We start from the raw sequence: 22008 nt of genomic DNA on the forward strand, positions 1-22008 counted from the left end.
GATGCGGGCCGGCAAGCTTCGACAGGCGAGCGTCAGAACTTGTACTTGGCCTGGAAATTCACCTCGCGGCCCTGGATCGAGCGGGCCAGGATCACACCGCCGCCGCTGGCGAAGCCGAACAGGCGCGCGTTGCCCTCCGTGATGCCGATCTGGTTGGTCATGTTGGTGCCGCGCAGAGTCAGCATCCAGTGCTGGCCGACGTTGGCGATGGCGCCGAAGCTGAGGTCGTAGTAGCTGCCCATCGGCTGCTGCTGCAGCTGGTCGCTGAAGCGGTTGCCGATGTGCTCGTAGGTGACCCAGAACTTCATGCTGCCCCAGCTGGTCGGGAACTCGTAGGCCGGCGTCACGCGGTACTGCGTCTCAGGCTGGCGATCCACCGTCATGCCGTCGATGCTGCTGCACTGGAAGCTTCCGTCCTGCGCCTGGTACGGCACGCAGCCCGCGTAACGGTTGTAGTGGCCGTGCATGTAGTTGCCGCTGAGCGCGACGGAGAAGTGCTCGAACGGCTTGACCATCACCTGCGTGTTGACGCCGTTGGTCACCGAGCCATAGACCAGGTTGACCTGGCCGGTGCTCAGCTGGATCGAGTACGGCACGCCGATGAACTGGCGGTGGTACACGCCGATGTCTGCGTAGATCCACGGCGCCTGGTACTTGAAGCCCATCTCATAGTTGTGGATGTGCTCGGTCGGCGGCGTGCCGAGGTTCACGATGTCGTCGAAGCTGGGCAGAAACGCGCCGTTGTTGACGCGGCCGTACACGCTCATGTTGCCGGCCAGCGCGTAGTTGGCGCCCAGCGTCCACGACGCCGCGCCGCGGTTGTGGCCGTAATGGGTCCAGCTGTCGATCAGGTACTCGGCGTTGTTGTTGTAGACGGTGTAGGGGTTGGCGTCGAGGTCGCCCGAGGCAGTGTTCTGGAAGTTGCCGCCGATGTTGTCGTGCTGCCAGCGCACGCCGCCGTCGAAACGCCATTTACCCACCTTCCATTCGTCGGCGAGGTAGAACGCCGTGGTGGTGGCGTGCCAGCGCTCGTTGAACGCCATCCACGATTGCGGGCCGGCGCCCCAGAACAGACCCTGCTTGTCGGTCAGCTGATAGGTGTTGGTGCCGTCGCTGAGGCTGACCGCGATCGGGTTCGGGTTGTTCTTCGCCTGCAACAGCATGTTGAGGCCGTCGTTCTCGGAATGCTGCTCGCCGTAGACCGCGGTGTAGTTGCCCAGGGTCAGGGTGTTGCCGTCGAACAGCTGCTTGCTGACGCGGAATTCGTTGCTCAGCGAGTGGATGCGCTTGTGGATGTACTCCGGGTTCTGCACGCTGACACTCTGATTCATGTCGGCGGGCTGGCCGTTGTTGGCGTAGGTAGCCGTCGCGGTCAGGCCGGCGGGCAGGCCGAGCGACGATGCCGTGCCGGCGATCACGTTGGCCAGCGTGTCCGGGTTGGCGCCGGTGCTGTAGAACGCCGTGGTGTCCATGTTGCCGCCGACGAAGATCGCCTTGTCAGAGATCGACCAGCCATTGTCGAAATCCAGGTCCAGGTTGGCGCCGAACACGTGCATGTCGCCGCCCTGGCCATTGGCCATGTCGATGTTGAGGCCGCCCGGCGAACAGCCGTTGGTGAAGCAGGGCGTGGTCTGCAGGAACTGGTAACGGTCGGCGTTGCTGCCGAAGGTGCCGGTCAGCGGGCTGAAGCCGGGATAGGGGGAGAAGTGCCCCGCTGAGGGGTTGTAGATCGGCGTGTCGGTGACCCACTGGTTCTTGTCCTTCAGCACGCGCGTGTAGAACACCAGCGAGCCATGCTCGAGGTCGTGGCTCAACGTCGCGCTGAGCTGGCCGCCCTTGTCGGAGGGGAACTGCGGATCGCGCACGCCGTCCGACTTGCGCCAGAAGCCGCCCACGCTGCCGTACCAGCCGCTGTCGGCGCCGCCGATGGGGAAGCCGTAGAAGCCGTCCAGGCGCACCATGCCTTCCGAGCCGTAGGTCACGCCGACGTCGCCGCCGGGCGTGGAGGAGCCCTCCTTCAGGATGAAGTTGGCGATCAAGCCGGGCTGGCCGTTGCCGTACAGCACCGAGGTGCCGCCCTGCACGGCCTCGACGCGGTCGATGGTGTCGTCGAGGCGGAACATCGCGTCGGTGAAGTAGTCCCACTTCGGGAACAGCGGCGAGCCGTTCATCTGCAGCGTCACGAAAGGCGCGCCGCTGTCCGACGGGAAGCCCGCCACCTCGATGTTCGCGCCGGTCTCGCCGCCGGACGATTCCGGGTACACGCCCGGCGAAAGCTTCAGCAAGTCGGCCGTGCTGACCGGGTTGAGTTCCTTGATCTGATCGCTGGTCGCCGTGGTGATCGAGTAGCTGGCATCGATGCGGCGAATGCCGCCGACCGTGGGGGTACCCGTGACCACCACCTGGTCCAGCGTCTGCGCAGACTGCGCATCCGGCTTCTTCTGCTTGGCTTTGCCGGCCGCGGGCGCAGCCTGCGCGGGTGCAGCCTGCGCGGGTGCAGCCTGGGTCGGCGCGTCCTGAGCCATGACCGCGCCGGAAAGCAGCATGGCGCCGATGGCGACCGCCAGGGCCTTCCGGTTGATCCGCTTGTGATTCTTCATGTCGAACTCCCCTCCCGAATGGTTGTTTGCCTTGGTTTCAGCACAGGCGCTTTCACAAGCGGCCGATCCATCGGGCTTCCATCACCTCTTCTGTGTGGCCGGCTTGAGTGCGGAGTCCTGCCTGCCGGGGCATCGTATTACAAAAAGTTTATTCATACTACAATATTAAAATAGCTATAATCGAAGACTGTCCCCCACCCCCAAGCAAGCTGGGCCTCCGCCCGCGGAGACGCCGGGCAGCGGCGCGCAGACGCAAAAACGGGGCCTGTCGGCCCCGTCGGTCATCGCCTTGCGCAGGACCGGTTAGCGCCCGCCCAGCACCGCATCGAGTTTTTCCAGGAACTCCGCGGCATCGCGCCGGCTGAACACGATCGGTGGCTTGATCTTCAGCACGTTGTCGTCGGGGCCTTCGGTGGAAAGCAGCACGTGGCGCGCCTTCATGGCCTCGACCACCTGTTTGGCCTTGGCGCGGTCGGGCGTGCGTGCCGCGGCGTCGCTGACCAGTTCCGCACCGATGAACAAGCCGCAGCCGCGCACGTCGCCGATGCAGGTGTAGCGGCGCTGCAGCTCGCGCAGGCCGTCCATGAGCAGGTTGCCGACCACCCGCGCGTTGTCCTGCAGGCGTTCTTCGTGAATCACGTCGAGCACGGCCAGCGCGATGGCGCAGGACACCGGGTTGCCACCGAACGTATTGAAGTACTCCATGCCGGTGACGAAGCTGGCGGCGATCTCTGGCGTGGTGACCACGGCGCCGATGGGATGGCCGTTGCCGATGGGCTTGCCCACGGTAAGGATGTCCGGCACCACGCCCTGGCGTTCGAAGGCCCAGAAGTGTTCGCCGGCACGGCCGAAGCCCACCTGCACCTCGTCCGCGACGCAGACACCGCCGGCGGCGCGCACACTCGCATAGGCATCGCGCAGGTAGCCGTCCGGCAACACGATCTGGCCGCCGCAACCGAGCAGGGATTCGCAATAGAACACCGCCGGGTCGAAACCGCGCTCGCGCAGCCCCGCGATGCCCGCCGGCAGCAGCCCGGCGTATTGCTTGCCGGCGGTTGACGGATCGCGGAACGCACCCTGGTAGACATCCGGCATGTCGACCACGCCGACGTGCGCCACCTGCCCCTCGCCACCTTTGCCGTTGAACTTGTACGGACTCAACTCGACCATCGAAGGCGAGTGGCCGTGGTAGGCATGGTCCAGCACCAGCGCACCGCGCTTCCCAGTGTGGGTGCGCGCAAGGCGCAGCGCGAGGTCATTCGCCTCGGTGCCCGAATTGGTGAGGAACACCACCGACAACGGCGCCGGCAGCGTCGCGACGAGGCGCATTGCGTACTCGACGATGTTGTCGTGCAAGTAGCGCGTGTTGGTGTTGAGCTGCGCCATCTGCGCCTGCCCGGCCGCCACCACACGCGGATGGCAGTGCCCGACGTGGCAGACGTTGTTGACCATGTCGAGGTAGGCCTCGCCCTGCTGGTCGTATAGCCAGGCGCCTTCGCCGCGCACGATCTTCAACGGCTCGCGGTAAGACACGCTGAGCGTGGGGTTCAGATAGCGCTTGCGCAGGTCCAGCAACTCGGCGTTGCCGCGCGTGGGCACGCCGGCAAGAACGGTTTCGGCAACGATGCGATCACTCATGGCAGGTTTCCAGAAAGGGGGCGGCGATGGCGCGCGCGTCGGTATCGGCAAGTGCGCACAGCAAGGCGCGCACACCTTGTTGCGACACCAGCACAAAGGGGTTGTCCGGCTGTTCGCGATGCGCGCGCGTGGCCATCAGCACGCTGTGACAGAGGCGCGCGACGATGAAGGCGTGCAGTTGTTCCAGCTCGTCCCGCATCAGCGGGCACAGTTCGAGGCAGCCGCGCACGATGGCCTGCGCACAGGCCACGGGATCGGCTTCGTGCTGCATGGCGTAGGTGCAGGCGATGGCGAGCTCGCACAGGCGGAAGCTGGTGCACATGTCGCCGAAATCGATGATCGCGTCGACCCGGCCACCGCCCTTCCCGTCCAGCACCACGATCACGTTGAGGTCGTTGGCGTCGTTGTGCAGCACGGTGATCGGCAGTTGCGCACGCCACGCCGGCAGCTGCGCACAGAATGATTCCACCCGCGCCGCGACGATGGCGCGCAACGCATCGTCCTCGATGTGGGCAATCTCACCGCGCAAGTCCGGCAGGCTCATCAGGTTCCAGTCCTGCGCGCGGCTTGCGGCCGGATGGTGGAAATCCGCCAGGCCGCGGATCAGCAGGCCTACCGCACGGCCGAGACTCTCGTGCAGCGCCGGACGCTGTGCCGGCGACACCCCCGCGACCGCCTCGGCATAGGTCATGCCGGGCACAAAGCTCAGCAGGCGCACGTGGCGCACCCCGTCTTCCAGCGGTAGCGCCAGCAGGTATTCGCCGTCCACGCCAGGCATCACGCGCGGCCATTGCAACGAGGGTTCGCGTGCGGCCAGCGTCAGCATGGCCCGGTTTTCCAGGTCCAGGTCGGCGTATGCCCACGACGGGTGCGCCACTTTCAGCACGTAGTCGCCGTGCTCGCCGCCGATGCGGAAATTCTGGTCGGCGTACGAAGGCAGCGCGCGCACCTCGCCCCGGATGCGCCAATGCTTGTCGGCCAGCGCCAGCGCGGCTTCGGGAGTCAAGGCAGCCACGGACAGACACCCTCGCAGAGAAAGGCATATAGTATTACAAATATATCCATCCCCGGTTCAAGGCCCACCACCATGCCCAAGCCCTTGCTGGCTGCCCTGTTCGCTGCCTTCGCACTGACCGCGGCTGTCGCCGCCCCGGCCGGCGCCGGCGAGCGGCAGCCCGCGCGGTTGCAGGGCGCGGCCTTACTGCACCAGCCGGAGCAGATGAGCTTCGGCGTGTACTACTACCCGGAGCAATGGCCGCAGGAGCAGTGGCAACGCGACTTCGACGGCATGGCGAAGCTCGGCTTCGAATTCACGCACATGGCGGAATTCAGCTGGACCTACCTGGAGCCGAAGGAAGGCCAGTACGACTTCGGCTGGCTGGACCACGCCATCGCGCTGGCACATGCGGCCGGCCTGCGCGTGGTCCTCGGCACGCCCTCGGCGGCAGTGCCGAGCTGGATGGGCCAGCGCTATCCGCAGGTCTACCGCGTCGACGAGCACGGCCAGCGCCATGAGCACGGCATCCGCGCGGAAGTGTCGCTGACCGATCCCACCTACAAGGCCTTTGTCGCGAAGATCGTCACCGCGATGGCCGCGCGCTACGGCCACGACCCCCGCGTCTGGGGCTGGCAGATCGACAACGAGCCCAGCGCCTTCCCCGATTTCAGCGACAGCGCACGCAAGGCCTTCCAGGACTGGCTGCGCAAAAAGTACGGCAGCATCGATGCGATGAACACGGCCTGGGCCGGTTCGTTCTGGAGCACGCGCTACGACAGCTTCGACGAAGTATTGCTGCCCAACACCACGCTGGCCGCCGAAGACAAACTGAGCCCGCATGCCGTGCTCGACCTCGCCCGTTTCCGCGCCGACACCCAGGCGCAGTTCCTCGACGCGCAGGCCGAGATCATCCACCAGTACGCCGGCAAGCGGCAGTGGGTGACCACCGACTACACCAACGTCAGCACCGACACCGATCCGCGCCGCGCGCGCGCCCTCGACTTCCCCACCTTCACGCTCTACCCGGTGGCGGGGACGAACGCGCTGGGCGGCGACAGCTACGCCATCGGCAAGCCCGCCAACCTGATGGAAGCCGCGGCGTATTTCCGCCCGATCAACGGCACCTTCGGCGTGATGGAACTGCAACCCGGCCAGGTCAATTGGGCCTCGATCAATCCGCAGCCCATGCCCGGCGCTATCCGCATGTGGATGTGGCACGCCTTCGCCTCCGGCGCTTCCCTGCTCGCCACGTATCGCTACCGACACCCGCTGCGCGGCAGCGAGATGTACCACGAGGGCATCGTGGGCACCGACGGCGTGACGCCCTCGCGCACCGGCCGCGAGTACATCAACACCATGCGCGACATCAAGGCGCTGGCAGCCAGGCTTGACCCGAATGCCAAACTACCCGCGCGTCTCGCCGCGCGCTACACCGGCTACCTGTGGAGCCAGGACGTGTTCTGGGACCTGGAAATCCAGCCGCAGACCACGCTGTGGCACAGTTGGGCCTACCGCAACGGCTACACGCTGGCGGTACAGACCACCGGCGCGCCGATGGATTTTATTTCCGAGCAGGACGACTTCAGCCGCTATCCCTTCCTCATCGCGCCGGCCTACCAGATGGTCAGTCCTGCACTGGCGGCGAAGTGGAAACGCTATGTGGAACAAGGCGGCCACCTGATCCTCACCAGCCGTACCGGGCAGAAGAACGCACTGGGCCACTTCCCCGAGGGGCCGTGGTACGCCACCATCCTCGACCTGATCGGCGCCGACGTCGACGGCTTCGACATGCTGCCGCCCAGTGCCGACGGCGAGGTGAAGGCCGACGGCAAGACTTGGGCGTGGCACCGCTGGGCCGACATCCTCACGCCGCGCCCCGGCACCGAGGTGCTCGCCACCTACGCCGACCACTATTACGCCGGCAAGGCCGCCGCCACCACGCGCAAGCTGGGCAAGGGCAGCGTCACCATGATCGGCGTGTCCACCGACGACGGCGAACTGGAACGAGCGCTGGTGCGCAGCGTCTATCAGCGCGCCGGCGTAGCCATCGAGGACCTGCCCACCGGCGTCTTCCACGACTGGCGCGGCGGCTACGACTTCATGGTGAGCTACAACCCCAAACCCTTTGCCTTCCCGCTGCCCTCGGGCGCGCAGGCCGTACAAGGCCAGACGCCGCTGGCGCCGGCCGGCGTGCTGGTCTGGAAGGAGAAGGACGCCGCGGGACAACCTTGACGCGATAGGCATGACAGGACCAGATCGCCCTCTGTCTCTATTCGCGCGACGGGTGCAAGCTATATCTCCCGGCCTTTCCGGGATCCGGTCATGACCTTGCGCAGCCTGTTCGTCGACTTCAACAGCTACTTCGCCTCGGTGGAACAACACGAGGTGCCGGCGCTGCGCGGGCGACCAGTGGGCGTGGCACCGGTGGACGCCGAAACCACCAGCCTGATCGCCGCCAGCTACGAAGCGAAAAGACACGGTGTCTCCACCGGTACGATGGTGCGCGAGGCGCGCGAACGCTGCCCGGACATCGCCATCGTCACCGCGCGGCCTGCGTTGTACGTCGAATGGCACGGGCGCCTGAAGGAGGCGATCGACCGTGCGATCCCCATCGCCCACGTTGGCTCCATCGACGAGATGGCGTGTGAGCTGGTCGGCCGCCAGCGCCAGCGCGCGGCGGCCGAGCAGATCGCGCGGCAAGTCAAAGACGAAATCGCCAAAGTCGCGCCCGGTGGTGCGATCCGCTGCTCCATCGGCATCGCACCCAACGACTTCCTCGCCAAGACCGCCTCGGACATGCGGAAGCCCGACGGCCTGGTAGTGATCGAACAAGCCGACCTGCCGCAGGCCCTGCACGGGCTGGCACTGCGCGACCTGTGCGGCATCGGCGCGTCGATGGAGGCACGCCTGCATGCCGAGGGCATCACCACCGTAGCGCAACTCACCGAGGCGTCGAAGCTGGTACTGCGCCGCGCCTGGGGCGGCATCGAAGGCGAACGCATGTGGGGCCTGCTGCGCGGCGCCTGGCTACCCGCCGCCCCGACCACGCGAAGCTCGCTGGGCCACTCGCATGTGCTAGGCCCCGAACTGCGCACACCCGAAGGCGCGCTGGCGGTACTGAAGAAACTGTTGGTGAAAGCCGCCATGCGCCTGCGCCGCGACCAGCTGCTGGCCGGCGCGATGACAGTGGCCATCCGCTTCGTCGGTTACGAGGACCGCTGGGAAAGCAGCATCAACTTCGACCCCACCGACGACAGCCGCAGCCTGCTGCACCTGCTCACCGCCACACTGGACGCCGGCCGAGTGCGCAAACGCCCACTGCCCGGCCCCGCCCGCGCCGTGCCGCTGTCGGTAAGCGTCACCCTGACGCGCCTCGCCGAACGCGCGCAGACCAGCGGCTCGCTGTTCGCCCCAGCCACCGGCACGCGCGGGATCGATACCGTGGTGGATCGCATCAACGCGAAATACGGCCTCAACAAGGTCTACTTCGGCGGCATGCAGGCTGCGCTGGTGCACGACGCGGCGCCGATGCGCATTCCGTTCAATCGCATTCCCGAGAAGGACGAGAACGAAGCAGGCCACGATCCGCTGTGGCTGCAATCGCTCAACCGGTTCAAGGCAATAACGGAAGGGGAGCATCGGCGACGAGAGAAGGAACGAAGCAAAGCGCGCGGAGGCAAGTCTTCATCTGGCCGGAGTTAATCGCATCCGGTTTGGTGCGCTCCTTCGGTCAGCGAATCTTGAATCGTTATTGCTGGCTTGCCTGCTCCGATATATCGTCCTTCTTCCCTACACGTGCTGGCAAGGTCTGCTTTCGACCCAAAGCGGACAGTTCAAGTCTGGGAGGCGATAGGCCTCGCGACCTGGGTTAGTCTTCGGATTTCAAATGCGCGATTTGGACGTCGAGCCATGAATCCACCATTCAGCGTTGGCTGCGCTACCCCGGCTTACTTCCACGAAGAAGTGGTTGTAGAGAAGCCCATTGCTGTGGTTTGGAACCATTTGGTTAACCTTGACAGCATGCGTGAGTGGCTTGGTGGTGACGACTATTCTGTCGAGGTGGAAACGACATGGATGCGAGGAAGCGCGATAGTCATTCGCGGCATGCACCACCTTCCGTTCGAGAACAAGGGCGTGATCCTGTCATTCCAACCGTGCGAAGAGGTGAGCTTCACGCATCTCAGTTCGTTGTCCCGCCTGCCGGATCAACCGTCGAGCTATACGAAACTGCGCTTTGCAGTCCATGCCGATGAGCACCGTACAGTCCTGAAGTTCGAGGCATCAGGATTTCCCACGATGTCCATTTACCGGCATCTGCAGTTCTATTGGGCCGGAACGCTCGATGCCTTCAGGCGGTACGCAGAGTCGCGATAGATCGTTAGATGGAAAATGTCCGCTTCCGACCCGGAGCGGACTTCGGGGGGAAGCTACAGGGAGAGATCGATGAATGCACAGTTGGAAACCTGCCCCATATGCGCTGCGCACTTTGAGGGCCGCGATGCTCTGGTATGGGGCGGGGTCGCCACTTCCCACGGTTTCACGCTGCCCGCTGCATCGTCCAGAGTTCGCTGTCCTAGATGCGGGTGCATCTTCGCGGCAAAAAATATTCGGGTTTTTGGCTTCCTGTCTGCTCCCGCACTCTGCCTCGTCCTGCTTGCAGGAGTGGTCCTTGGTTTGCTCATCGTTATGCTTTCATCGGTTCTGTGAGATGAACGATGGGATCACCCTAATGTCTGCTTCCGACCCATAGCTGACATCTTTGGGACAAGCTGAGTCACTGATTAGGACGCTTCGGGCTTCGTGCTGGCGTACCGCACACGGGGTCCTCGAAGGGGATCGCGCGATGACACCAGCGCTCCAGCGCCAGGTCGGCAATCTGTGCGTAGCCCTTCGATGCACGGAGGATGCGAATCTCGACCCTTTATTTCGCGAAACCCTCATCTTGGTCACTTTATGCTGCCCCGCTCCAACTACCCGGGGAGGGCCGTCATGTTCAAGCGTTCGGTACTCGTTTTGCTGCTCGCTGCGTTTGCCTCTCTTGCTCTTGCGGACAACCCTCCGAGAGTTCGTCAACCTACGCTCACGCCGCAGTCGAGCGGCACCACGCAGCTACTGATCGCCGTCAGCCCGGTAAACTCGCGCGTGGTCTGGGCCTCGGGGGCCGGGGGAACCTACGTGGTGACCACCGACGGCGGCAATACATGGAAGTCCGGCGTGGTACCCGGCGCGGAGAATTTGCAGTTCCGCGATGTCTACGCGGTGAGCGACCGGATCGCCTATTTGTCGTCGGTTGGCGCCAACACTACCGACTTCAAGATCTACAAAACCGTCGATGGCGGCGCACACTGGACGGTGGAATTCACCAACCAGCTTGCCAACGCGTTCTACGACTGCTTCGCCTTCTGGTCCCCTGACCGCGGCCTCGCGCACAGCGATTCAGTAAACGGGGTGTTTCCCGAGCTGCGCACCACCGACGGCATCCATTGGCAGTCGATCGCCGGCCATATGCCGCCGGCACTCCCTGGAGAAGCCTCGTTCGCATCGAGCGGAACCTGCATCACCACGCAGGGAAAGCAAAATGCGTGGATTGCCACCGGCGGCTCGACCACCGCGCGCATCCTGGCAACGCGCGATGGCGGCAACACCTGGAACGCTTATGCGACCCCGCTCATCAGCAACGGCAGTGCTGGCGGCTTGAGTGTGGCTTTCCGTGATGCGCACAACGGGTTTGTCGGTGGCGGCGACTTGTCGAGCAATACCTCAGCCGACGCAGCGACCTCTCACGATGGCGGCGCGACCTGGATTCTGACCAACCCACCGCCGACCCCGGGGGCGGTCTTCTGCGTGGCCTATGTCCGCGGCCTGCGCGATCGCCACTTTTCCGCATCTTCCAACGACGAGGACGATCAGGGTCAGGACCGGGACGACCATGGCGACCACCGCCCTCCCTTCGACCGCACGGTCGTGATTACCGCCGAAACCGCGCCCAACTTCAGTTCAGGATCGGCCGCCTGGACTCCCGACGAAGGCCAGACCTGGTATTGGCTACCCACGGTGAGCGGCTACTGGGCCGTCGCTTTCGCGAATCCAAAAGCCGGATGGTTCGTCGGCAATAACGGACAGATTCTGAAGATCAGCTTCTGAACTCTAGGAAGTTCCAAGCGAGACCGGACGCGAGCAAGAAGGGCCAACACTGAGGGATAGTTCGGCTATGCCGTGGCGCCTCGCTTCGACCGAACCCCTCTCCCGGAGGGAGAGGGATTCGCCCGCACGTCGACAGGCAATCAACCACCCGCCCGCCGATTCCTCCGCAATTCCACCGCCTCGGCCCAACGCGCCGCCAACCGCGGTGTGGTGATGCACACCGCCACATCAGTGACCGTAGTCACCGCGCGCTCCAGCAGCTGGATGTCGGCTTCGTGCTGGCGTGCCACGTGCGGGTCCTCGAAGAAGATCGCGCGATGGCAGCGGCGTTGCAGCACCAGGTCGGCGATCTGTGCGTCGCCGCCCATCGGGCCGCTCTGGTAGCGGTCCGCCCATGGCTTGCCCTGTGGCCAGCCGCGGCTCCATGCCAGTTCGTTGAGGCGCTGGCCGGTGGTACCGGTGGCCACGCGGCGGGTGAAGCGCGACAGCGTGTCGAAATGCTGGGCCGCGTAGGCCAGCATCGCGGGTTTCATCGCGTCGTGGGCGATCAGGGCCAGCGTCTGCGACTCCGGCGCATGCAGGTCGTCCGCGCCGGGATCGGGCTCCAGCCCGGCGTGCATGCGTTCCAGCTCGATCCAGTCGCGCGCCGAGGCCACGGTGGAAAGAAAGGGCTTGGCGTGGATCACGCACTGGCGCTTGAGCGCCACCGCCTCGGGGAACACCGAGGACGGATCGACCGGATCGATGAAATAGATCGCACCGTCCAGCGTACGTGCATCGCCGTCCATGCCCACCACCTCGGCGACCAGCTTCATCAGGCCGCCCTCGCGGCCGTAGGGATAGCGGCGCAGCGGCGGGTAGTCCGCCAGCAGGCCCGCACGCACGATCGCGTCGTGGGTGCGGCCTACCGCATGCAGGCCGAGATCGAGCTCGCGGATGCCGCGCTCGCAGGCGCGCAGCCAACGGAACAGCGCCGCATCGTCGCTGCCGTGGTGAAGCTGGTTGGCGGCCAGACCCAGGCGCATCGTTTTCGTCTCCTCGCTCATTTCGATCCGGAACCTGTGACACACCCCGATCATAGCCGGCGCGCCACGCAACCATGGGGAAGAAAACCAACGACTGACGAACCAGCGCAACCGAAGACGCGAGCGGCGGGGTGGACACGTCCGCTCATGGATGACGTTGCGCCAACCGGCCACCCTGCAGTAGCCGCGGCCCGGACACAACCACGGCGCGCCAGTCACCCGGCGCGCCGTGGTCTGCGAGCCTCACTTACAACTTACAGATCAACCTTGACGCCAAGGTTGAAGAAGCGACCGACGATGCCCTCCTGCGCCCAGGTCGGGTTGTAGTTGGTGCCAAACCCGTCGTAGGCGCCGCCCGCATAGTTCGCCGGATTGATTGGCGGCAGCTTGTTGAACGCGTTCAAGATCGACCCGGTGATGGTGACGTGGCCGTTGATCGCATAACTGCCGGTCAGGTCGAAGAACGTGGATGCCCCGACCCGGCAGCTGGCCGGGAACGGCGTACCGGCCGGCGTGGTGGTGACGCACGCGCCCGGGCCAACGCCTATGTCCTCGGCGTACTGGGCAAAACCACTGGTGCGATACAGCGTGCCGGTCACCGTGAGCGGCCCCCAGATGACCGTGTTCGCCCACGAACCGCGCAGGCGTGGCGTGCCGGCGCCCGAGGACAGGTTGATCGGCCCCTCGGTACCCACGTAACGCTGCACCATGCCGTTCGGCAAGGTCAGGTTCCACTCGAAGACGTTGGTGGCGGTCAGCTCGCTGATGTACTTGATGTCGTTGCCGAAGTCCCAGTGTCCGCGCAGATCCAGGTCGATGCCGGTGGTCTTGAGCTGGTTCGCGTTGACGTACTCGCCGATCACCTCGATCGGGCGCGGCTGCGCGTTCGGGAACTGCGGATCGGGCACGTCAGGCACCACCGTGACACCTGGCGCCTGTGGCGTGCCAGCGTAGTAGTTGGCCAGCGCCGCGCCCGTCTGCGACTGCACGATCACCCCGGTCTTCTTGATGTTGTAGTAGTCCAGCGAGGCGCTCAGCCAGCTGGTCGGCTGCACCACCACACCGAACGTGAAGTTGGTGGCCTTTTCCGGCTTGATGTTCTTGTTCGCCAGCGCGTCCTCGCCGAGGTTGTACGGCTGCACATAGCCGTTGTTGCCGTGCAGGGCCTGGAACGCAGGCGGCGGCGTGTAGGTGATGAAACCCACGGACGAACTGGAACCGTTCTCGGAGAACGATGGCGCCCGGAAGCCCTTGGACCAGGTGCCGCGGATGGCCAGCCAGTCCAGCGGCTTCCACTTGATGCCGAGCTTGGGCGAGAAGTTGTTGCCCACATCGGAGTAGTGGTCGAAGCGGCCGGACACGTCAACTTCCAGCGCATTGAGCAGTGGCGCGTCCAGTTCGGCATAGACGCCGCTCACGTCGCGGCTGCCCTTGGTCTGGGCATTGCCCAGGCCTTGGAACTCGAAGTTGGGGTTCAGCGTGGGATCGTTCTGCGCCTCGTGGCGGAACTGCGCACCCACGGCAAGGCCCAGGCCGCCGCCCGGCAAGTCCATCAGCTCGCGGTTCGCGCTCAGGTCCAGCGAGTCGAGGTCCGAGGTCGAGGTCTTGCTGTAGCCCGGCGCCAGCGTCGCGCGGATGGCGGGCGAGTTCGCCGACGGGTTGAGGAAGTTGTAGGTGCCGTTGGCGACTGCGCCGAGCAAGGCGTTGTAGCTGATATAGCCGAACTGGTCCGTGCCCAGCCAGGTGTGGTTGATCACCGCCGCGACATCCCAGTGCCAGTCGTCGAACTGCCCGTTGACCCCGCCCACCAGGCGCGCGTTGTGGTTGTTGTAGTTGAAGCCTTGCGGGATGTCGCCGAAGGCATAGTTGATCGACGCGGGTACCGCGAACGGATTGGAGGGGTTGCCCACCGGCAAGGTGATGCCGTCGGTGTTGTTCGGGGTGGCGTTCTGGATCTGCGCCGGCCCCGTCACGGTCCAGGTTTTCGCCTGGAAGTAGCTGGCCGACAGGTAGGCCGTGGTGGTGTCATTAAGCTTGACCGTGAAACGGCCGTACAGGCCTCCCTGCTCCATCGCCGGCTGGAACTGCGAGTACTGGCCGACGAAATTCTGCTCGCAATAGCTGCCTGGGCTGTTCGGATCGTTGGTCACCAGCGTTTCGTAGGGATCGCCTGCGCAGCTGCGCAACGGCTGGATCTTGCCGCCGGTGGAAGGCGTGACCGAGCCGTAGATCGAACCGAACGCGTTGGAAGGCACGAAGGGATTCGGGCCGCCCAGCGAACTCAGGTTGGTGGTGTTGAACGGGAACGGCCGCTGGTTCACGCTGATGGAGTTGTCCTTCTGGAATTGCACGCTGAAATAGGCGTTGTAGTGATCGGTATCCAGGTCTCCGCCACCGGCCAGCAAGGTGGCCTTGCGGGTGAAGCCGCCGCCGCGCTGGGAGGTACCGACGTCGGCCGTGGCCTCGACGCCGTGATAGTCGGGTCGCAGGATGATGTTGACCACGCCCGCAATCGCATCGGCGCCGTACAGTGACGAGGCGCCATCCTTCAATACCTCGATGCGCTCGACCGCGGCGAGCGGAATGGTGTTGAGGTCGACGAAGGAGCGCTCGCCGTCGTCCGACACTGCGTAGCTGGCGTTGCGATGGCCGTCGATCAGCACCAGGGTGGAGTTGACGGTGAGGCCACGCAGCGCCACGCCGGACGAACCGGCCGCGAAGCCGTTGGCGAACGCGTTCGGGATCGAACCGCTGTTGTCGGCGGATATCGAGCGCACCACATCGGAGAGCGTGGTCAGGCCGCTGCGCTGGATCTGCACGGCCGAAATCACCGTCACCGGCGATGGTGTCTCGGTGTCGATACGCGGTATGGCCGAACCAGTCACCACGATGGTCTGCAGCTGTTGTGCCTGCTTTGTCGACGGTTGCTGTTGCGATGCATCCGGTTGCGTTGGCTGCTGTTGCGTGGACTGCGGCTGCGTTGGGGAGGCCGGCGGCGATGCGTTTTGCGCGAGGGCCGCGGCCAGCGGGGTCATCGCCAGACCGGCGATGGAAATCATCGTCATGCGTTTCATGGGCGAACCTCCGGCGTGGGGAACCGTAGCGAGGTATTCGCACGACTCGGAAGGCGCGCAGAAGCGTCCCGTCTTGATGCGGGAACACACTGCTTCTAGCGACCGACGGGCGTGGGGACGCGGACACCGTCGCTGAACGCTGGATTACTCCCTAGTACACGATCTTCACAAGTGACCGCCACGACACTTGTTCATGTGCCGTTTCTCATTGTCAAGAGTTTGTGTCGAACCAACTTTTGACACGCCGCGAAAAGCATCGCCGTCGCTCAGACGGCAGCCACTTCCGTCGCCGCCTCCACCAGCATGCGCGCGATCGACGCGGCGGCCTCGCGGCCGTCGTGCACTGCACGCACCACCAGGTCCGCCCCGCGCACGTTGTCGCCACCGGCGAAAATGCGCGGGTGGCTGGTTTGCTGCGGTAGCGCGCCGTCGGCACCGGTGACGACGCGGCCGGAGTGCGCCAGCTTCACGCCGTGCGAGACCAGCCAGTCCGGCGGACTGGGCAGGAAGCCGAAAGCCTGGATCACCACGTCGGCGCGTAACTCGCTCTCGCTGCCTTCGACGTTGCGCGGACGCGGGCGGCCGTGGCCGTCGGCCACCAGTTCGGTCTCCACCACGCGCACCGCGCGGGCGCGGCCGTGTTCGTCGCCGAGGATTTCCAGCGGCTGGCGGTGGAACAGAAAGTTCACGCCTTCCTCGCGGCTGTAACCCACCTCGCGGCGCGAGCCGGGCATGCTGGCTTCGTCGCGGCGATACACGCAGGTGACGGAGGCTGCGCCGAGGCGGATCGCGGTGCGGTTGCAGTCCATGCCGGTGTCGCCGCCGCCCAGCACCACCACGTGCTTGCCGCGCAGGTCGAACGCGGGCGCGGGCGGCTCATCGCGCAGCAGGCGCTCGGTGTTCGCGATCAGGAACGGCAGCGCGTCGTGCACGCCGTGCAGCCCGCGACCCAGCAGCTTGCCGTCGACATAGGTGTAGGCGCCGGTACCCACGAACACCGCGTCGTAATCATCCAGCAGTTCGCCGAATTCGATGTCGCGACCCACCTCGCGGCCCAGCAGGAAACGCACGCCCATGCCTTCGAGCAGCTCGTGGCGCAGGCGCATCACTTGCTTGTCGAGCTTGAACGGAGGAATGCCGTAGGTAAGCAGACCGCCGATCTGCGGCTGACGGTCGTACACATCGGCGGCGATGCCCGCGCGGCGCAGGCGGTCGGCACAGGCCAGGCCCGCCGGGCCGGCGCCGATGATGGCCACGCGATGGCCGGTCTCGCGCACCCCGGACAGGTCGGGCCGCCAGCCGCGGCGCAGCGCCTCGTCGGTGACCCAGCGCTCCACGCTGCCGATGGTCACTGCGCCGAAGTCGGTCTGCTCCAGCGTGCAAGCGCCTTCGCACAGACGATCCTGCGGACAGACACGGCCGCAGATCTCCGGCAACGGATTGGTCTCGTACATCAGCGTGGCCGCTTCCATGATGCGACCGTTCTGCACCAGCTTCAGCCACTCCGGAATGTAGTTGTGCACCGGACAGGCGTGTTCGCAGTAAGGATTGCCGCAGTCCAGGCAACGCTCGGCCTGGGTACCGGCCTGCGGCGCCGCGAAGTCGCCGGAGATTTCCCCGTAACCCAGCACGCGGATCGCCACCGGCACCGTGCGCGGCGTCTCCCGCTGCACATTGAGGAACTGGAACAACTTGTCGCTCATGCAGCCCTCCGCAACTCTTCCGCCAGCACGGCAAGGCTTGCCGCCTTCGGTTTCACCAGCCAGAACTTGTATTGCAAGCCGCGGAAATCGCGCAGCACCTGCCGGCCCCAGTCGCTGCCGGTGAGCTCGACGTGGCGCGTCACCAGCCCGCGCAGGTGCTGCATGTAGTGCTCCATGCCCTCGGGCGAGATGCGCAGGATGTCCACCAGCTCGTGGTTGTAGCAGTCCACGAAGTCGCGTTCGAGATCGAGCACGTAGGCAAAGCCGCCAGTCATGCCGGCGCCGAAGTTGAGGCCGACCTTGCCCAGCACCGCCACCACGCCGCCGGTCATGTATTCACAGCAATGGTCGCCCGCGCCTTCCACCACCGCGACCGCGCCGGAATTGCGCACCGCGAAGCGTTCGCCGGCACGGCCCGCGGCGTACAGCTCGCCGCCGGTGGCGCCGTAGAGGCAGGTGTTGCCGATGATGGAAGCATCCTGGCTGGCGAACGGCGAATCGGCCGGCGGGCGCACCACGATGCGGCCGCCGGCCATGCCCTTGCCTACGCCGTCGTTCGCCTCGCCGGTGAGCTCGATATGCACGCCGCCTGCGTTCCACGCACCCAGGCTCTGGCCGGCCGCGCCTTCCAGCTGCAGCACGATGGGACGCTCATCCATGCCGTGGTCGCCATGCCGGCGTGCGATGTCGCCAGAGAGCCGTGCACCGATCGCGCGATCAGTGTTGACGATCGCGTAGCTGAAATGCCCACCCTCGCCCAGCTCCACCAGCGGCGCGGTATCCGATGCGATGCGTGTGGCCAGTGCGGCGGCGTCGCGCACCGGGTTGCGCGCCATCGCGCAGGCGCTGTCGCTGGCCGCGCCGAGGCTGCCGCCGTCGAGCAGCGGCGCGAGATCGAGGCCGTGGCGCACCGGCGTGGCGTTGTCGCGCTGCGCCAGCAACTCGCTGCGACCCACCAGTTCGGCCAGCGAACGCGCGCCCAGTCGCGCGAGGTGTTCGCGCACGTCGTCGGCGATGAAACGGAAATAGTTCATCACCATTTCCGGCAGGCCGATGAAGTGCTCCTTGCGCAACACCGGATGCTGCGTGGCCACACCGGTGGCGCAGTTGTTGAGATGGCAGATACGCAGGTACTTGCAACCCAGCGCCACCATCGGCCCGGTGCCAAAGCCGAAGCTCTCGGCGCCGAGCAGGGCGGCCTTGATCACGTCGAGGCCGGTCTTCAGGCCGCCGTCGGTCTGCAGCCGCACACGGCCGCGCAGTTCGTTGCGGCGCAGGGTCTGCTGGGTTTCGGCGAGGCCGAGTTCCCACGGCGTGCCGGCGTACTTGATCGAAGTGAGCGGGCTGGCGCCGGTGCCGCCGTCGTGGCCGCTCACGGTGATGAGGTCGGCGCCGGCCTTCACCACGCCCGCGGCCACCGTGCCTACGCCCGCGTGGCTGACCAGCTTCACCGAGACCAGCGCGTCGGGGTTCACTTCCTTGAGGTCGTGGATCAGCTCGGCGAGATCCTCGATGGAATAGATGTCATGGTGTGGCGGCGGCGAGATCAGGCCGATGCCGGGTTTGGCGTAGCGCAGCCGCGCGATGGTGGCATCCACCTTGTGGCCGGGCAGCTGGCCGCCCTCGCCGGGCTTGGCGCCCTGCGCGATCTTGATCTGCAGTACTTCGGCGTTGACCAGGTAGGCCGGCGTGACGCCGAAGCGGCCGGAGGCGACCTGCTTGATCTTCGACATCTTCTCGGTGCCGTAGCGCGCCGGGTCCTCGCCGCCCTCGCCGGAATTGCTGCGCGCGCCGAGCCGGTTCATCGCGGTGGCCAGTGCCTCGTGCGCCTCAGGCGACAGCGCGCCCAGCGACATGCCGGCGGAGTCGAAGCGCCGCAGGATCGCCTCGACCGGCTCCACCTCGTCCAGCGGTACCGGCGCGCCCAACGGCTGCACGGCGAGCAGGTCGCGCAGCGCCGAGGGCGGGCGATGGTCGACGTGGTCGGCATAGGTGCGGTAGTCGGCCGCGTCGCCCGTGCGCACCGCCTGCTGCAACGTGGCGATCACGTCGGGGTTGTACATGTGGTACTCGCCGCCGTGCACGAACTTGTACAGGCCGCCCGCGCGCAGCGGCTGCGCGGCGTTCCACGCTTCGGCGGCGAGCAGGCGCTGTTCATTCTCCAGTTCGGCAAAGCCGGCGCCGCCGATGCGCGAAGGCGTGCCGGGGAAGCACAGCGTCACCACCTCCGGCGCTAGCCCCACGATCTCGAACAGCTGCGCGCCGCGGTAACCGGCGATGGTGGAGATGCCCATCTTCGACAGGATCTTCAGCAGCCCTTTGCGGATGCCGCGGCGGTAGCTGCGGCCGATCTCCAGCCGATCGCCCTCGATGTGGCCTTCGCGGCCCAGCTCGAACAGGCTCTGGTAGGCCAGCCACGGATAGATCGCGGTGGCGCCGAAGCCGAGCAGGCAGGCAAACTGGTGCGCATCGCGCGGCGTGGCGGTTTCCACCATGATGTTGCACTGGCAGCGCAGGCCCTGCTCGACCAGATGCGCGTGTACCGCACCGGTGGCCAGCAGGGAGTGGATCGGCAGCTTGTCGCGCTCGGGGTAGCGGTCGCTGAGGAAGACCAGCGCGTTGCCGTCGCGCACGGACTGCGCCACGTCCTCGCACAGCTGGCGCAGCGCCGCTTCCAGCCCGGACCCGGGCGCATACATCAGGTCGAAGCGCGGCGTGTTCACGAATTGCGGCAAGGCCAGCAACTGGCGCAGCTTGCGCTGGGAGAGGATCGGCGAATTGATCAAGACCTGCTTCGCGTTCTCGGGCTTGAGCTCGAACACGTTGCCTTCCGCGCCGATCTGGGTGACCAGCGACATCACCAGCTTTTCGCGCAGCGGGTCGATCGGCGGGTTGGTGACCTGGGCAAAGGCCTGGCGGAAGCGGTCGAACAGCGGCCGCACCTGCCGCGACAGCGCGGCAACCGGGGTGTCGTCGCCCATCGCGCCGGTGGCCTCGGCCTCGAGTTCGGCGATCACCTTCAGCACCGTCTCGCGCTCCTCGCGCGAGAGGCCGTACAACTTCTGATAGCAGCGCAGCTGGTCCACCGGCAGCGGCTCGGCGGCCAGCGAGGGATCGATCAGGTCCGATTCCAGATAGCTCACGCCGGCGCGCAGCCAATCGCGATAGGGCGCGCGCTTGCGGTTGACCTCGTCGATGTCGGCGTCGCGCAGCAAGCGGTGTTCGCGGAAATCCACCGCGATCATCTCGCCCGGCGCAAGACGCCCCTTGGCGATCACGCGCGCCGACGGCATGTCCCACAGGCCCGCTTCGGAGGCGATGATGAAATGGTTGTCATCGGACAGCGCCCAGCGTGCGGGGCGCAGGCCGTTGCGATCCAGCGTACAGGCGGCGTAGCGGCCGTCGCACATCACCAGGCCGGCCGGGCCGTCCCAGGGCTCGCTGTGCAGCGCGTAGTACTCGTAGAACGCCGCGAGATCCTCGTCGATGTTCTCGCGTGCGGCGAACGCCGGTGGCACCAGCACGCGCATCGCGGCGAGCAGGTCGAGGCCGCCGGCCAGCAGCACCTCCAGCGCGTTGTCCAGGCTTTCCGAATCCGAGCCCTGCTGGCGCACCAGCGGGCCGAGGTCGCCCAGCTCCACGCGCGGCGAGCGCCAGATCGTCTCGCGCGCCTGCATCCAGCGGCGGTTCGCGCGGATGGTGTTGATCTCGCCGTTGTGCGCCAGCAGACGGAACGGCTGCGCCAGTCGCCACTGCGGCGTGGTGTTGGTGGAGAAGCGCTGGTGGAACACCACCGCATCGGCGACCAGCGCCGGATGCGTGAGATCGGCAAACACCTCGCGCAGCCGTCCCGGTGCGGCCATCGCCTTGTAGCCGATCAGCTCAGCCGACAGCGTCACCACGTAAAACGAGGCATCCTCGCGCAGCGCATGCTCGGCGCGGCGGCGGGCGCGGAACAGGGCACGCTCGAACGCCTCGTCGCCCATGTCCGCGCCAGCATCGACGAACACCTGGCGCACGCGCGGCCGCGCCGCGGCGGCCAACGGACCGCAGGCTTCCTCGTTCACCGCCACCTCGCGCCAGCCCGCCACGCGCATGCCTTCCTCGGCGAGATGGCGCTCCAGCGCCTGTGTGGCCGTGTCATCGGCCGGATCGAGGAACACCAGACCCGCCGCGAAACGCTCGCCGATGGCGATGCCAGCTTCTTTCGCCAGTGCGCTCAGCCAAGCCTGCGGACGGCGGATCAGCACGCCGCAACCGTCCCCGCTCACGCCGTCCGCGTTCACCGCGCCACGATGCGAGAGCTTTGCCAGCGCCTCGAATGCGGTATCGACCACCCACGCGCTGGCGCGGCCGTCGATCTGCGCCACCAGACCGAAACCGCAGCTGTCATGTTCGAAGGCTGCGTCGTACAGGCTTGTTCCGCCGGACTGCTTCATCTTGCTCACTCGCTGGATGACCGGGCACAGAAGGCCAGCGGCGCCGAGGCGCCGGGCTGGATTCGTGGATTACGGTCCGACTACACCACAATTGCTGCGTCGCGTCAAAGACTTCTATACGTCCAAATGCAATTGCATTTGTAACTATCTGCCGCGACCTGAGCGGCCGTAACTCGTCTGCCCCAACCCCGGGGTGTGGCGATTTACGCTCGTCATGCCAAAGCGTGTGACGTGCATACCAGGCGCCCACCGATCCGAGCAGCGCGCGCGAGCCATGACTCGCGGGCCACATCGCAATTCCTCACGGCCAGCGACTGCGAATCGCATCTTCCTTTTGTTGCATAAATGTCATGCAGGGGCTCTAGCGTGCCGGGCCGCGCCTTGCCCC

General features: G+C 66.0%; 11 protein-coding genes. 4 read left to right on the top strand and 7 right to left on the bottom strand.

Going from position 1 to position 22008, the window contains the following annotated elements; genetic code table 11:
* Positions 1-32: 32 nt before the first annotated feature.
* The 3 genes from ISP14_RS06860 to ISP14_RS06870 form a co-directional block, all read right to left on the bottom strand.
* Positions 33-2600 (bottom strand): TonB-dependent receptor, encoded by a 2568-nt coding sequence (locus ISP14_RS06860; protein ID WP_404537481.1) that lies wholly within the window; start codon positions 2598-2600, stop codon positions 33-35.
* Between the two features lie 303 nt (positions 2601-2903).
* Positions 2904-4238, bottom strand: coding sequence for an aminotransferase class III-fold pyridoxal phosphate-dependent enzyme (locus tag ISP14_RS06865; protein ID WP_404537483.1), 1335 nt, complete (start codon positions 4236-4238; stop codon positions 2904-2906).
* The gene (locus tag ISP14_RS06870; RefSeq protein ID WP_404537486.1) at positions 4231-5253 is read right to left on the bottom strand and encodes a phosphotransferase; all 1023 of its coding nucleotides are present in this window, start codon (positions 5251-5253) and stop codon (positions 4231-4233) included. Before ISP14_RS06870 ends, ISP14_RS06865 begins: the two co-directional genes overlap by 8 nt.
* Positions 5254-5325: 72 nt before the next feature.
* On the opposite strand from ISP14_RS06870, the gene ISP14_RS06875 reads away from it, so the two are divergent.
* The 4 genes from ISP14_RS06875 (at position 5326) to ISP14_RS06890 (ending at position 11379) form a co-directional block, all read left to right on the top strand.
* Positions 5326-7467, top strand: coding sequence for a beta-galactosidase (locus ISP14_RS06875; protein ID WP_404537488.1), 2142 nt, complete (start codon positions 5326-5328; stop codon positions 7465-7467).
* A gap of 90 nt (positions 7468-7557) precedes the next feature.
* The gene (locus tag ISP14_RS06880; protein ID WP_404537489.1) at positions 7558-8937 is read left to right on the top strand and encodes a DNA polymerase Y family protein; all 1380 of its coding nucleotides are present in this window, start codon (positions 7558-7560) and stop codon (positions 8935-8937) included.
* Between the two features lie 207 nt (positions 8938-9144).
* A complete protein-coding gene (locus tag ISP14_RS06885; RefSeq protein ID WP_404537491.1) occupies positions 9145-9609 on the top strand; it encodes an SRPBCC family protein in 465 nt (154 codons plus the stop codon).
* Between the two features lie 615 nt (positions 9610-10224).
* Positions 10225-11379 (top strand): WD40/YVTN/BNR-like repeat-containing protein, encoded by a 1155-nt coding sequence (locus ISP14_RS06890; RefSeq protein ID WP_404537493.1) that lies wholly within the window; start codon positions 10225-10227, stop codon positions 11377-11379.
* A 140-nt stretch (positions 11380-11519) separates the two neighbouring features.
* On the opposite strand, the gene ISP14_RS06895 is transcribed toward ISP14_RS06890, so the two are convergent.
* The 4 genes from ISP14_RS06895 to gltB all read right to left on the bottom strand — a co-directional run bounded on the left by ISP14_RS06895 (position 11520) and on the right by gltB (position 21620).
* Positions 11520-12404 carry a methylglyoxal synthase gene (locus tag ISP14_RS06895; RefSeq protein ID WP_404537495.1) on the bottom strand — a complete coding sequence of 295 codons (885 nt, stop codon included), beginning with the start codon at positions 12402-12404 and terminating at the stop codon, positions 11520-11522.
* Positions 12405-12658: 254 nt separating this feature from the next.
* Complete coding sequence (locus tag ISP14_RS06900; protein ID WP_404537497.1) at positions 12659-15478, bottom strand: TonB-dependent receptor; 2820 nt, start codon at positions 15476-15478, stop codon at positions 12659-12661.
* Between the two features lie 266 nt (positions 15479-15744).
* Positions 15745-17181, bottom strand: coding sequence for an FAD-dependent oxidoreductase (locus tag ISP14_RS06905; RefSeq protein WP_404537499.1), 1437 nt, complete (start codon positions 17179-17181; stop codon positions 15745-15747).
* Positions 17178-21620: a glutamate synthase large subunit gene (gltB, locus tag ISP14_RS06910; RefSeq protein ID WP_404537501.1), complete on the bottom strand. Its 4443-nt coding sequence runs from the start codon at positions 21618-21620 to the stop codon at positions 17178-17180. Before gltB ends, ISP14_RS06905 begins: the two co-directional genes overlap by 4 nt.
* Between the last annotated feature and the right edge of the window lie 388 nt (positions 21621-22008).

Origin of the sequence: Dyella agri (genome assembly GCF_044904705.1) — a bacterium.
Taxonomy (GTDB): domain Bacteria; phylum Pseudomonadota; class Gammaproteobacteria; order Xanthomonadales; family Rhodanobacteraceae; genus Rhodanobacter_A; species Rhodanobacter_A agri.